Raw genomic sequence first — 11657 nt, 5'->3', positions numbered from 1 at the left:
GGAGCACGCAGGGCTATCTGCTTGGTCTCGTGGCCAGTGTCCTTTTGCCATTCAGATTGCCACGACGGCTTTAGGAACTCTGCGGCCGAGGGGATTAGTGACAGGTCGAGTGTAAGCGTGCGATTTTTCCCCAGCAAAGGGGGACGAATCGGTGAGTGTTGCGCTCGATACAGGGACCATAATCCAGCGCGCTTCAGGGCATCTGGAAGACCTGACCGGCCACGTTTTCGACGTTCTGGAAGTCTCCAAGCCCATTAGCGCAGCGGCAGCGGTGAATCTCTCGAAGGTCGTGTCGAAGCTGTCGCCCCTCTTGGGGAATCTCATCGAGTTCAACACCGTCGAATTCCTCAACAAACAGAAAGACTTCGGCGGCGTAGGCAAGTGGCGGCGGCAGGACCCTGGCTTTCCGGATACGGTGTTCGACGGCGTGAGCCCCACGCCTGGCTTCGAGATCAAGGCATGGTTCCCGCTCGCGACGGAGATCACCGCCCGCTTCAAGGACTCGCAGGCCCATTTCATCCATGACAACACGTATGTCTGTATGCTGGCCTGGCTGCCGGAGCACATCATCTACGGGAAGCCTTACATCCTTGACGTGGTGGTGGTCTCAGGAAGGTCGGTAGCGGAGGCGCGAGACAATCACTACCACAATCCGCCATTCTATGTCGTACGCGAGCCCGAGGACACGACGGCGCGGACAATCAATCTTCAGCAGACCAACACGAACGGCTACCGCATTCAAACAGCCGACTCAGCGCGTATTGCCGCAGCAAATAAGCTCATCGCGTCATGGGGCGCGAACGGAAAGGCGTACAGCCCAGACCCCGCCTACCAGGACAAGCTCAAGGAGCTGATGGCGCTCCTGACCTACCGCTTGGATACGAACTACGCGAAGATGGACCGGATCGTGCATACTGGCCTTGAAGAATTCAAGGCGCGGGTGATGCGCACAAAGGTGCACGGCCTGACAATAGCCCAGTGGGATCGCCTCTTCCGCAGCGCCGAGCAGGCACGGAAGGCACTTGCGAAAGCCGTGCTCCTCAAAAGCAGCGCGGCGCTCATTGCTCGCTTTACGGCCCGCGTGGCCGACGCTGAGGCCAGATTGGCACAGGTCCTCAAGGACCGCCTTGGGATTACAGAAGCCGATCCGACTGACCTTCTTGAATGAGGCGCTGCATTCCGTACTGGAAGTAGGTCGGGTCGGTCTCGGCGCTAAACGCGCGGAGCCCGAGCCGACGCGCTGCCACACAGCCGGTAAAGAGGCCGCCGAACGGTTCCCAGACCACGGCGCCAGGCAATGCCGACGCCTTGATGATCATCGACATGAGATCGAGCGGCTTCTGGTTCAGGTGGACGGCCTTGCCGGACGTCCCGTTGGTCTTGACACGCTCACCGTCGCGCAGCGGAGGCCGCTGCCACACATTCGTAACCCCATGCGGGCACGAGAACGGCGCGCGAGTCTTGCGCCAGTCGGCGCCCGTCATCGGCGTGCGCCCATCACGCGAAAAGTAGGGACGGCCTTCGGGCTTACCGTGGGCGTTGGCGTACACCACGAGCTTCTCGAACATCTCCTCGGGCATCCAGTACCAGAGGTGCCCTTGGTCGAGGTACTTGCGCGTGGCGGCATCGGCAACGCCGCACGCCTCATTGGACTTTCGGATCGGCAGGCCCGTGCGCTTCCATTCTCGGAAGAGCCAATGCTTCAGTAGCAGCCCATCGATGCGCGCCTCGAAGACGTACTGCACGCATACTTCAGAGACGACGGGGAAGCGCCGTATCTTCGCGGTGTTCACGTTGCCCGCGATATGGCCGAGGCCCTTGTCCCAGATGTTCGCGTTGATGTAGCGCCAGCCGTAGCGCTCTAGGATGGGGTGCACGGCCGCCCAACCGATCTCAGAATTCCAGAACCAGAGCACCGTCTGCGCGGTCGCGCGCTTCGACCATTCAGCGATGTGCGGTTCGTACCATTCGGGCATACCGGTGTGGTTCGAGGTGTCGCCCTCGAAGCCGAGCACACCATACGCGCCATCGGATACGATGACCTGTGGATCGTCCCAGCGCGCATACTGCGTCATGCTATCCGCAAGAGCGATGGAGCATAGCTCATCGGCCCACTCGGTCGTGTCGGGGGCCTTGGCGAGCGTGACAGCCTTCCCGCGACCCACTGTCGAGGTGGGCTCACGCTTTCGCTTCTGCGGCTCAGGAACCGATGTTAGCTCTTCCGTTGCCGCGCTGGCGACCTGAGCACTACGAGAGGCAGAGTCGTTCATCGGATTCGCGGCCAGTTCCCAGAGACGACCTGTCTAAAGACCACTGGAATCCAGTGTCAACCAACCGTTGCCCGACCCTGTTGGTCCGGCGGCACCCGATGGAAAGAGGGAGGCGTCACCGCAAGCTCGGCTGCGGAAGCATCGGTTCGACTGCTGACAGCGTTCCCTCGTCCAGATTGCACAGAGTCTCGATAATGCCGGGCGCCAGCGCGAGTTCGGCCGCGAGGTCGTCAGGCGTTTTGCGGTTTGCGTCGAGCACCATCGTGACGGCACGGCGCAGGAGCTTCGGCTGCTCCAGCGGATTGCTGTTCGGATCGTCCAGCGGCTCCTTGGTGCGCCACTTGCGGGCAGAAATCTGCTTGTAGAGATTGGTGATCTGGTACTCGTCAAAGACGCCCAAGTCCTTGCATCGGTAGACCATCGCTTGGATGGAAACTTTCCAGCGCATCTTCAGCTCGACAAATGCGTCCAGCCGGGTGGTGAACACCTCATTGGGAAAGGACTGGCGTGGCAGCAGGAGCGCTCCAGCGAAGCGGTTCGCCTCGTCCTCAATACGGCGCAGCACCTTTGGATCCTCAACGTCCTCCTGCCCAACGCCGCGGTGGAGCACCAGATGCCCGCATTCGTGGGCGACGTCATAACGTGCCCTCGCAGCCGACTCTTTTTCGGAAGCAAGGAAGACGAAAGGCCGGGCGCCGTTCCAAAAGGAGAAGGCCTCAACGCGCTCGCCCACCATGCGCAGTCGTGCCGACACCACCCCCTTGCCCTCGAGGAGGGCCAGAACGTTGGAGAGCGGACCAAGGCCCAGCCCCCATGCCTTCCGGCACTCCGCCGCCGCCTCCTCGATCTCCTCGGCGGTGTAGCTGCCGTCCGGGTTGCCTGGGGTAAAGGACGGCAGGCTGACCGGTGGATAGTTCACCATGTCATCGAAGTAGTGGGCTGTCTGGACCATCCAGTTCGCATAGACGTCGGACATCAGGTTGCGTCGCTTCGTCTCTGCGCCAACGGCGCGGAAGAAGCGCGCGCCGAAGGGGCCGAACCCGGGCCGGTCCTGGGCAGTGAAGAAGGCCAGCGGCTGCCCGAGGGCAGCGGCGATCTGCGAGAGGGTCGCTGCTTCAGGGGCCTTTTCGCCCTGCTCGTAGGCGGAGATCGCCTGCCGCGTCACCCCGACGATCGCGGCCAGCTCCGACTGGTTCAAGCGCTTGGCGATGCGCGCGTCTCGCAGGCGGGTCGGGTTCAAGCGTCGCCCGGCGGAGGTCCCGCGCGGAGTCTGCGTAAAGGCGACGATGTTATCGGTCGTAGCCATTATCCCGTCGCCACTTCTCGATATCGGCCTTCAACGTCATTACGGCCTCGGTGTCAGTCTGCTCCACCGGCGGCACCTCCTCCGGCACCTCGTGCGGCAGCAGCATTAGGTTAGGCGTGCGGTAGATGTAGTCACGCTTGTGCAGGGGGTGAGGGACGCCGAAGTGGGCGAACTCGAGGTTCTGGTAGCCGTGGACCAGCAGGAACGTGGGCAGGCCGGCGACCCGGCGCGCGTCCTCGAACTCCTGCAGGTTGAAGTAAGGCTGGTTGTGCAGTCGGGCATTTTGCCGGAACTGCACGTTGCGCGGTTGCACCCGGGGGTTTGCCACCTGGGAGATGCTGAGCATGGAATGCGTCAGGCGGACCTGAAGATACCGCCCGGTCGGCTTGGCGAAGGGCGCCCAGCGGAAGTCGACCGGCCAGCGGCCCGATTCGATGAGCCCAAGGACCCCCTTGTCCACGGCCCAGGAGACAATCCGCCCGCGGTCGTCCTCGGCGCTGGGAATCTGCAGCATGGGTTCGGACCGCACCAGGGTCATGGCGGCGGCGTAGGCGTTCTTGAGGACTGGGGGAAAGAGGGCGCGATAGCGGGCAGGCACTTGGTCCAGCAGGAACTGCTCGGCGGTCACGACATCCATGAAAGCCTCTACTCTCCTCTAGATTGCGGCCCTCCCTCGCAACCAATGCCGAATTTCCTGCCTGTTTGTCAACCGTCTTCTTTGGCTTGCCGGCGGCGCCAGGCCGGGACCTGTCGGTGAAGCTGATCTACACGACGGCACGCCAGCCGGAGCGCGAACCCAAGACGTCCGTCACGGACGGCGCCGACGCGGGTGTGGATCGGGGCCGTGGCGGCGATGGCCGACGCGTCGCGAGCGCCGGGCAGCCTCTACTGGCTCAGCGCGGCTCTCGAGGTCGGCGCGCCGCTCGACCGTCAACTCGTCGAAAGGCTGGTCGGCGCGGAGACAGTCAGTGCACCGTGCCAGGAATGGGCAAAGCGTCGGCGGGCCACGGCGATGAACTGCTCCCACCGCTCGGGCGGTAGTGATTGCTGAACCGCGGAAGTCGACGCGCGCCAGCGCTGCTGCGAAAACAATACGTTGAGCCTTGTTGGCGAAATCGCCCAACCCTCAAGGCCCGGAGAGTCTCCGCGATTTCCGAGAGAAAGCGCGCCCTCCTCTCGGTCCTCCGCCATCAAGGTCATAGCCGAAAATCCCAGGAAACCTGCGCCTCAGCGTGGTGTCCTGGTCAGGAGAGGCAGGTTGTGATGAGGCCGACTGGAGCAGCGGTGGGCACCAGGGGACGAAAGTCTCTGGCCATTTATCGTAAAATGGGGCCATGCCGGCAGAAGATCAGAGACTTCGATCAGCGAAGTTGCAAAGTCATCCGTCCAGACGGGTGCCCGTGTCGCGTGCGCCCCTCTGCTGTACGCACCCTAAACCCTGCAGTCACTGAGGCTCACGAAGCCCGACCTTCGCGATAAACGTTCAATTGTCGTCCGGACATCCAATCCAGCAGCTCGGAGCATTTCTGTCATGTAGCTTGTCGGAGTGAAACCTGGGCTTGGGTCGATTTCGATCATGACCGGCTCGCCGTTAGCGTCGAGCCGCCACTCTGTTCTTGACCATGGCGTTGGTCCTATCGCCTCGTGAAGTTGGGCCGACATCGAACAAATTTTCGCTGCCACCCATTCGTCGAGTTCCGCCGGACATATAAACGCCTCCGCGCGCTCCGCTTTATTTGAGGCATCATTCAACCGTCGGTTTTTCCTGAAGATAACTTCCAAGATGGGCAGAACTGTCAGCTGGCCATTTAAGTCGCTGATAATTCCGACGCACAGTTCGCGGCCTGGCACGTACTCTTCGACTATGATGTCGCTGCCTCCAAGCCAGGCTGATGCCGGTTCATCTTCGTAGACCACGCCTTCGCTCATCGCTCCGCGTCGTCGCTTGCGAACTCTGGGGTACTGGAGCGACGCACATCTCCCCTCGTCGTTCCCCAAAGCCCATCGAGGGCTAGGTATACCAAGTGCTCGCGCCAGATCCTTCTGTCTAAGTTTGTCAGCCGTGAGGGCCACTGCAAGTAACGATGGGCCGAGACGGAGACAGCCAAGCGCGTCCAGCGCCCCTCTGGACTCAATTCGATCGTTCTCGGACTCATAAAAAACCTCGAGCACCCTTGCCGCTGACCCACCATTCAGAGCTCGATCGAGGAAGTCAGGAAAGAGTTCAGAACTTGCATCGAACAGCGATGACAAGTGCTGTACTGCTTCGTCGGTGGCTCGCGTAAACGGTGGCTTCCGTCCTTTCAGCACAACCGTTTCGGGCGGGTCAGCCGCGCTCCGTCCGTGTTGGGACAGATGCAATGGGCGGATTGAAGCGCTATCCACCCTGTCAAGAGCAGCAGCGAGAATCTCCAGCACCAGGTGATCAAAAGATAGCCCGATTTTAGATGCCATCATCGGCAGCCAAGAGCGCTTTGTCATGCCCGGGTAATGATTAACCTCCAGCAATTGGGGTATGCCGCGCTCGTCCTCCCGGAAATCTATGCGAGCGACAGGCGAGCAACCCACCGCTTCAAATGCCGAGATTGCCTGTGATGCAAGATGTTCTGCCTTGTCATCAGGAATAATCGCCGGACATTCGATTGTGAGCGGCTGCATACCGTATTTCTGGTCCAAATTTACGACACCAACATTTGCGCTGGCGCTACATACCTCTAAGATGGGCAGCGCCCGAGCAGGACCGCCCGCAATTCTCATCACCGCAACTGAATATTCGCGACCAGGCAAATAAGGTTCGACAAGACAATCTCGAAAGCGCTGAACGGTGTCATTCAAGCGCTGTCTTAAATCGTCGACGCCGACTGCGACAGACACACCAACGCTACTACCCTGCGTGAGTGGCTTACAAACGACCGGCCAAACGCCCCAGCTAGTCACGGCCGCGATGCAGGCTTCTTCGCAGCCACGCCATGCAACAGCACTTTTTGTCGTTTTGACGCCATTGGAAGCGACAATAAGCTTTGTGCGCCACTTGTCGAGTGCAATAGAACTTGCCTCGGCGTCGCTGTAAGTAGATAGGACGCCGCACTCATTTAACAAAGATTTTATTGCGCCACCCTCGCCAAGTTCGCCATAGAGCACATTGAACACTATGTCGAATTGGGGGTTTTTTAAGGATTCGAGAAGTTTAGTGGCGTCCATGAGCTCCCAACGCAGCCCAAGTCGAGTTAGACTCTCGCCTATGCTCTCCGCGGACAGCTTGGAGACATCCGCCTCAGCGGACCAGCCGCCGTATAGTAGCGCGATGCGCTTACCACACAGGAGCGACATCCGGCGCTTCACGAGAGCAGCTGCCTCAGTGCGAGCAAACGGCGGATGAAATAAGACGCTCATGGCGAATAACTCGCGCGGCTAGCAACCACAATCAGAGGGCGTGTTAAGAAGATCGGCTCCCGGTTCAGAACTACGAAGCCGCGGAGGAAGTGGACGAGCGGTGGAAAACGGGCGGGCACCTCCAAGACTACGCTCCAGTCCATCCTCTCACCACCAAAATTTTGACAGAGTGGTAATGGAGTTTTCCACCCAAACCTGTGAGCATGTGCGATGGAAATGCTCGCAGCCATACTGGCATACGCGGGCGCTTCGATAGTAAGCCGCACTTGGACGAGGTCACCGGGCTTGCAGGCGACTGGAGCGTCAAGTGATGCGTGAAGTGGGGAGTCAGGAAGGTCCGCCACAATCCCGCAACGCTCACAAATTTCAGTGACGCGCATCCATGTCTGCTGAAGGCTCTGCCTCCGATAAACGGAAGCGATGTTACCGCAGACGCGGCAGGCTAAATGATCGCGGAGTGAGTGCTTATGCGGTTCCGCTGCGTCATACGCAGTAGACAGCCAGAAACTCCGCTCACAGTCAACTCTTGCCCATGTCTCGACCGCTGACCTTGCTATTCCGGCGCAGTCGGCGGACCGACCTATCGCCACGTTTGCATAAAAGCTGGCGGGCCCTGCAAGGCAGCCCCTCGCTACATGAGAACTGCTGTATGCGGACACTGCAGCTCGCGTCTGCTGCGCTATCGTACTGGAGGCGGTATGATCGCTGAGTGGCTGATGATGTGTTTGACTTGCAGATTCCGTGGCTATGTCTTCAGGATCGCCGAGAAGTACAAAGCAGGATTCGTCTAGGCCGCTCCTCTCCAGAACAGCATTGAGCTGACTGGCGATGACCCCTAGCTTGGCCACTCCAAAGGCCAGCTCGTATGCTGCGTCATGAAGATTTTGGGGAGCGTAGACAAATTTTATTGGCGCAATGAGCGAGCGGCTAAAACCGCCCATTGCAGAGAAGCCAAGTTGGTAATCTGGATCGGCAACGCCGTTTGACAGCCGCAATCCCGAACACGTGATGAAAATGAGGTGCGCGGCATTAAGGTCAGAAACCGGGAACCGCGCCTTGTCTTTCCAGATGCACTGCCCGTCCACCGCGCATCCCGGCGCAACGAGTGCATCGACGCTGCAGGCTGAGACTCCTCTCAGGGCGCGGCCGCAAAGAACGGTATCGGATAATATTCCGCATGTTTCTTTAGAATGGAATTCAAGAATGGCAACGCCGTGAGGGGTTCTAAGGCGAACAGCATCCGTGGCTGAGAATTCGGCCTCAGTCAGGCATAAGTCCCTTGCAACGCCGCTGTTTGCGTACGAGGCAGCACCTATCAGCTGAATGCCTTTGTAGTTCTTGTAAATCTTATTTTTGAATAAGCGTCGAATGAGCCAGGCCCAACCTTCGGCCACGCTGCGGACGGCAACCACACCGGTGTCAATACCAGTTTCTGATGCTTGCCGCAGGAAGGAGGGCGTAAGAGCTCCATACAGACTCGGCATGCTGTTAATCGATGTGCAAAACAGGATTGATCGGTAGTCTGATGCCGCAGCGGTCTGCAGAGCGGCGCCAGCATCGGGCACTACCACGAGACGACGGCCAGTGACGTAAGCGAGAATAGCAGCGGGCCATCGCATTGGATCACAGCCGTGTACAGCAATGAGACCGGCGTTCAGCGATTCGAGGCTTGATGCGACCGCTACGAAGTCGTCCGCAAAGCGCTCGTCGGCTTCTTGCGGCCGCCAGGAGGTCATACGGTGTGCCGACGCCTCAATCAGGCATTTGGTTGCCTGAGTACCAGGACCATCCAACAGCGGCAGCGCTAGAAGCCCGTCGAAAAGCGACGCTGCAACGGCGGATGCGATTGTTCGGCCTGTCGCTTGAGCGGCGGGCACCCACACGAAGTCGTCGTCGCCTAACTCCCAGGTGCGGACAGGCGGCTCATGCATGCACGAAAGTCGACTCCGAGGCCGCCTTAAGGATCGCTGCCTTCGTTGTGCTTACAATGCGTTCAAGCTCTCCGCGAGAACAGATGAAGGGCGGCGCGAAGTTAAATGTAGCTCCTCCGTACGTCGGCCTAATGATCACGCCAGCGTCCCGTGCTTCCCTCCGAACCGCCGCTCCGAACTCGGGCGTGGCAGGACGACCTGTTCCGTCTGGAAGGACTAGATCGACGCCGAGCATGAGGCCCGCGCCCCGGATTGCTCCCACATATGGCAACGGCGCTAGCTCTGCTTCCATTGCATCATGCAGCCACTTTCCGTCTGCCTCGATCTTGATGAGCAAGTCATCAGATTCGAGGATTGACAAACTGGCTAAAGCGGCTGCGCAACCCGCGGGACTCCCTCCATACGTGAAGCCGTGCATGAATGTGTTGTCGTCGTGCCCGTCGAACAGCTCATAAATGGCGCGATGAACAACTACCGCACCCAATGGAGCATAGCCCCCGGACATACCCTTCGCCAGGACCAGCATGTCCGGAGCGACGCCGTATAGATCCGCGGCAAACATCTTTCCGCATCGCCCCCAGCCGGAGACTACCTCGTCGAAAATCAGGAGTGCGCCTATTCGATCGCAAAGATCACGGACTCCGCGTAGGTACCCTGGCGGACTCGGATGCATGCCCCCGGCACCCAATATTGGTTCCGCAATGATCGCAGCGCACGTGTGGCTGCCAAGAAACTCGATCGTTTTATGCAATGCGGCCAGGGCGTCTGTGGTTGGATCGGCCCGATCAGAAAACTCCTGGTAGCCAGGTGCGTGAATGGTGTCAGACAGCATAGCGCCGTACTGCCACCGATCTTCCGCAATACCTGTGGCTGATAGCGCACCGTAGCTCATGCCGTGGTACGAGCGTCTTAGTGCGACAATGTTACGCCGTGCCGCCTGTCCGCGGCGTAGCGCCGCGTGGCGAGCAATCTTGATCGCGCTTTCGACAGCCTCGGAACCCCCACTTGTGAAGAAACTCACTTCCAGGCCGGCAGGAGTGCGCGACGCTATGGCTTCTGCGAGCTGAATTGCGGGCTCGTGGCTCGCGACGATCAGAGACGCGAAGGGCATCCGCATCAGCTGAGCGGAGACTGCATCGGAGATTCTCTTTTCGCTGTAGCCGAAGTTGACATTCCAGAGTCCGGAGATTGCGTCCAGGTACTCGCGCCCTGATGAGTCAGTCACATAGGGGCCTCGACCCGAGCAAAACACATATTGACGGTCGCGGTACTCGGAGGGCCGCTGAAACGGGTGCCAAACATACTGTAGTGCTTTTGCTTTAAGGCTACTATCAGCTGCTGCGCTCGATGGGTCGTCTAGCATACTGGTTCACCAGCAGCGCGGACCGCTTACAAAAGCGGTGAGTTCGTCATCATGAAGCTTAGCGAGATCGAGCTTAACCTTCGCATGCTCAAGCCGGACTTCCGACGCTTGAACATGCAGTTCCATCCGCCTGAGCTGCAGCTCTTTCCACCGCTGATGGCTCTCCGGGTCGAGCTTCGTTGCGCTGGGCTGCGCGGATTGATCGGACATGGACTCCCTCCTTGATGTGTTGTCGCGGCTGCTATGCGAGGTTGCTGATCGAGTTTCGGGAGGTCAAGGAGATTGTAGCGATGAAGGCGTGGAGCCACGCCGCCATGTCTTGACTGCTGGCAAAGCCAATTGTTGCCGCGCTGCCGCTGCCGCTGCCGCTGCCGCTGCCGGCAGGGCCGCCGATGCATATACGCCGTGAGCTCGGGAGCGATCTGCTCGACTGGCACCTCGCTGTGGCCGGCGGACCTCCTCCCGTGCAGGACCCCGAGGCTGCACGCTAGGGGGTGGCTGCTTGATCGATCTCACTGCCTTGATGCTTCCCGGACGCGCTGCCACAGCCGATCGACAAACCCGGGATCCGCGGTCTCGCCTACGTGCCGGACGTTCCGCAGGCCGCTTTGACGAATCTCAGCAGCGCGTGGGTGGCGACCGAGCCATGTCGGCGACGGCGGATCGAGGCTGCCGGTGATTGGGTCGCTGAGGAGCGCAATGGCATTGCGCTCGAAGTAGCCTCTTTCGCTGGCTGGTCCTGATGCATCGTCGACCGGTAGGAAGACGAACGGCATCCGCCGGATGACCCTGCTCACGGCGACCTCGACGTGCTCCTCGGCACGGCGCTGCGTGGGCGGCGCATTGCTGCCTTCCCACCAGCCCAGCACGGTCTCGACCAGGCCGGCGTCCATCAGCGCAGCGCCGACATGACAGCGAAAGATTGAGCCGCGCTGGTTTCCGCCACCGCCCGCGGCGCCCCTGTGCTGCCGAAGCCGGCTCCAGAGCGTGCTGACGCTACCCGCCCCAAGGCCGTGGGTTCCGACCCGGACCACACGTGGCCCGGTACCCGATCCGGCCCGAACCTCGCCGTCCTCGAAGAAGAAGTACACGCCGCGTGCGGCTGGGACATCCTGCCGCCGGCATGTCTCCAGACGTCGCAAACCGCCCAGCCGCACTTCGAGCTCAGCGAGGATAGCGTAGAAGCAGCGCAGGCCCTGGATGGTGCTGTCCTGGGGGGTACTCATCGCCCGAGCAGTTTGCCTCCGGGCGAACGCCGCGCAATGCACCTGGCGCTCCTTGATTGGGTTTGAGAAATGGCCACCGGGCGCCGTAGGCTGTGTCCCCGCGGGAGCGTAGGCTGCCGACTATCTGGGTGGGCGCTGGGCCCACCCGCACTTTTCCTGCAGGCGAAG

9 protein-coding genes are annotated in these 11657 nt (G+C 60.4%); 1 reads left to right on the top strand and 8 read right to left on the bottom strand.

The genetic code is table 11. The annotated features are described in order from the left end of the window. Positions 1-151 precede the first annotated feature (151 nt). Entirely contained in the window at positions 152-1168 is a 1017-nt protein-coding gene (locus tag ACI6QG_RS14715) for a hypothetical protein (protein WP_407025331.1), read from the top strand. Here the strand turns inward: ACI6QG_RS14715 and ACI6QG_RS14710 are convergent. The 8 genes from ACI6QG_RS14710 to ACI6QG_RS14675 all read right to left on the bottom strand — a co-directional run bounded on the left by ACI6QG_RS14710 (position 1134) and on the right by ACI6QG_RS14675 (position 11489). After that, a complete protein-coding gene (locus ACI6QG_RS14710) occupies positions 1134-2270 on the bottom strand; it encodes a DNA methyltransferase (RefSeq protein ID WP_407025330.1) in 1137 nt (378 codons plus the stop codon). The two genes, ACI6QG_RS14715 and ACI6QG_RS14710, sit on opposite strands and share 35 nt — an antisense overlap. Positions 2271-2385: 115 nt before the next feature. Next, positions 2386-3576, bottom strand: coding sequence for a helix-turn-helix domain-containing protein (locus ACI6QG_RS14705; RefSeq protein WP_407025329.1), 1191 nt, complete (start codon positions 3574-3576; stop codon positions 2386-2388). Then, on the bottom strand, positions 3560-4213 hold the full coding sequence (locus ACI6QG_RS14700; protein WP_407025328.1) for a hypothetical protein: 654 nt from the start codon (positions 4211-4213) through the stop codon (positions 3560-3562). Before ACI6QG_RS14700 ends, ACI6QG_RS14705 begins: the two co-directional genes overlap by 17 nt. Before the next feature lie 794 nt (positions 4214-5007). After that, on the bottom strand, positions 5008-6969 hold the full coding sequence (locus ACI6QG_RS14695) for a D-alanine--D-alanine ligase family protein (RefSeq protein WP_407025327.1): 1962 nt from the start codon (positions 6967-6969) through the stop codon (positions 5008-5010). Continuing rightward, on the bottom strand, positions 6966-8900 hold the full coding sequence (locus ACI6QG_RS14690) for a hypothetical protein (protein ID WP_407025326.1): 1935 nt from the start codon (positions 8898-8900) through the stop codon (positions 6966-6968). Before ACI6QG_RS14690 ends, ACI6QG_RS14695 begins: the two co-directional genes overlap by 4 nt. After that, positions 8893-10263 carry an aminotransferase family protein gene (locus tag ACI6QG_RS14685; RefSeq protein ID WP_407025325.1) on the bottom strand — a complete coding sequence of 457 codons (1371 nt, stop codon included), beginning with the start codon at positions 10261-10263 and terminating at the stop codon, positions 8893-8895. The genes ACI6QG_RS14690 and ACI6QG_RS14685 overlap by 8 nt, the downstream gene beginning before the upstream one ends. A gap of 6 nt (positions 10264-10269) precedes the next feature. Then, a complete protein-coding gene (locus ACI6QG_RS14680; protein WP_407025324.1) occupies positions 10270-10473 on the bottom strand; it encodes a hypothetical protein in 204 nt (67 codons plus the stop codon). Between the two features lie 302 nt (positions 10474-10775). Beyond that, the gene (locus ACI6QG_RS14675; protein ID WP_407025323.1) at positions 10776-11489 is read right to left on the bottom strand and encodes a GIY-YIG domain-containing protein; all 714 of its coding nucleotides are present in this window, start codon (positions 11487-11489) and stop codon (positions 10776-10778) included. Between the last annotated feature and the right edge of the window lie 168 nt (positions 11490-11657).

Origin of the sequence: Sabulicella flocculans (assembly GCF_045449635.1) — a bacterium.
GTDB lineage: Bacteria > Pseudomonadota > Alphaproteobacteria > Acetobacterales > Acetobacteraceae > Roseococcus.
Note: the sequence above shows the minus strand (reverse complement) of the source record. Positions and strands in the feature narration are given on the sequence as shown.